1 rRNA gene (only partly in view) is annotated in these 1,452 nt (G+C 57.1%); it reads right to left on the reverse strand.

Features of this window, described 5'->3' with window-relative positions:
* A 23S ribosomal RNA gene (locus ACFXOZ_RS11405) occupies window positions 1-1,276 on the reverse strand (it extends 1,640 nt beyond the left edge of the window).
* Window positions 1,277-1,452: the final 176 nt, after the last annotated feature.

Here is a 1,452-nt window from a genome sequence, read left to right on the forward strand (position 1 = left end):
ACGTGGAATGACACGACTTCGGTGGTGTGCTTGAGCCCCGCTACATTGTCGGCGCGGAATCACTTGACCAGTGAGCTATTACGCACTCTTTCAAGGGTGGCTGCTTCTAAGCCAACCTCCTGGTTGTCTCTGCGACTCCACATCCTTTCCCACTTAGCACACGCTTAGGGACCTTAGTCGGTGTTCTGGGCTGTTTCCCTCTCGACCATGGAGCTTATCCCCCACAGTCTCACTGCCACGCTCTCACTTACCGGCATTCGGAGTTTGGCTAAGGTCAGTAACCCGGTAAGGCCCATCGCCTATCCAGTGCTCTACCTCCGGCAAGAAACACGTGACGCTGCACCTAAATGCATTTCGGGGAGAACCAGCTATAACGGAGTTTGATTGGCCTTTCACCCCTAACCACAGGTCATCCCCCAGGTTTTCAACCCTGGTGGGTTCGGTCCTCCACACGGTCTTACCCGCGCTTCAACCTGCCCATGGCTAGATCACTCCGCTTCGGGTCTTGGGCATGCAACTGGGTCGCCCTATTCGGACTCGCTTTCGCTACGGCTACCCCACACGGGTTAACCTCGCTACACACCGCAAACTCGCAGGCTCATTCTTCAAAAGGCACGCAGTCACGGCCCACCAGTAAACTGGTGAACGACGCTCCCACGGCTTGTAGGCACACGGTTTCAGGTACTATTTCACTCCGCTCCCGCGGTACTTTTCACCATTCCCTCACGGTACTATCCGCTATCGGTCACTAGGGAATATTTAGGCTTAGCGGGTGGTCCCGCCAGATTCACACGGGATTTCTCGGGCCCCGTGCTACTTGGGAGATGAGCAAGCAAGCCGTACAGATTTCGTCTACGGGGGTCTTACCCTCTACGCCGGACCTTTCGCATGTCCTTCGACTACCCATACGGTTTCTGACTCGCCCAGCCGCCGGCAGACGACTGAAGCTCATTCCCACGACCCCGCTTCGGCAACCCCTGCCGGGTCTCACACCAAAACGGTTTAGCCTCATCCAGTTTCGCTCGCCACTACTCCCGGAATCACGGTTGTTTTCTCTTCCTGCGGGTACTGAGATGTTTCACTTCCCCGCGTTCCCTCCACACTGCCTATGTGTTCAGCAGCGGGTGACAGCCCATGACGACTGCCGGGTTTCCCCATTCGGACACCCCCGGATCAAAGCTCGGTTGACAGCTCCCCGGGGCCTATCGCGGTCTCCCACGTCCTTCATCGGTTCCTAGTGCCAAGGCATCCACCGTGCGCCCTTAAAAACTTGGCCACAGATGCTCGCGTCCACTGTGCAGTTCTCAAACAACGACCAGTCACACACCCTCGATGATCCAAAGGACCACCTCGAGTGAGGCCGGCATCCTAGAGGCAACTTCCGTTCCCTCAGGACCCAACAACGTGCCCGACACAGTCAATCCCAGAACGCTTTCCACGCCGAAGCACGTA

Source organism: Kitasatospora sp. NPDC059160 (genome assembly GCF_042755465.1).
In the GTDB taxonomy this organism is placed as follows: Bacteria; Actinomycetota; Actinomycetes; order Streptomycetales; family Streptomycetaceae; genus Kitasatospora.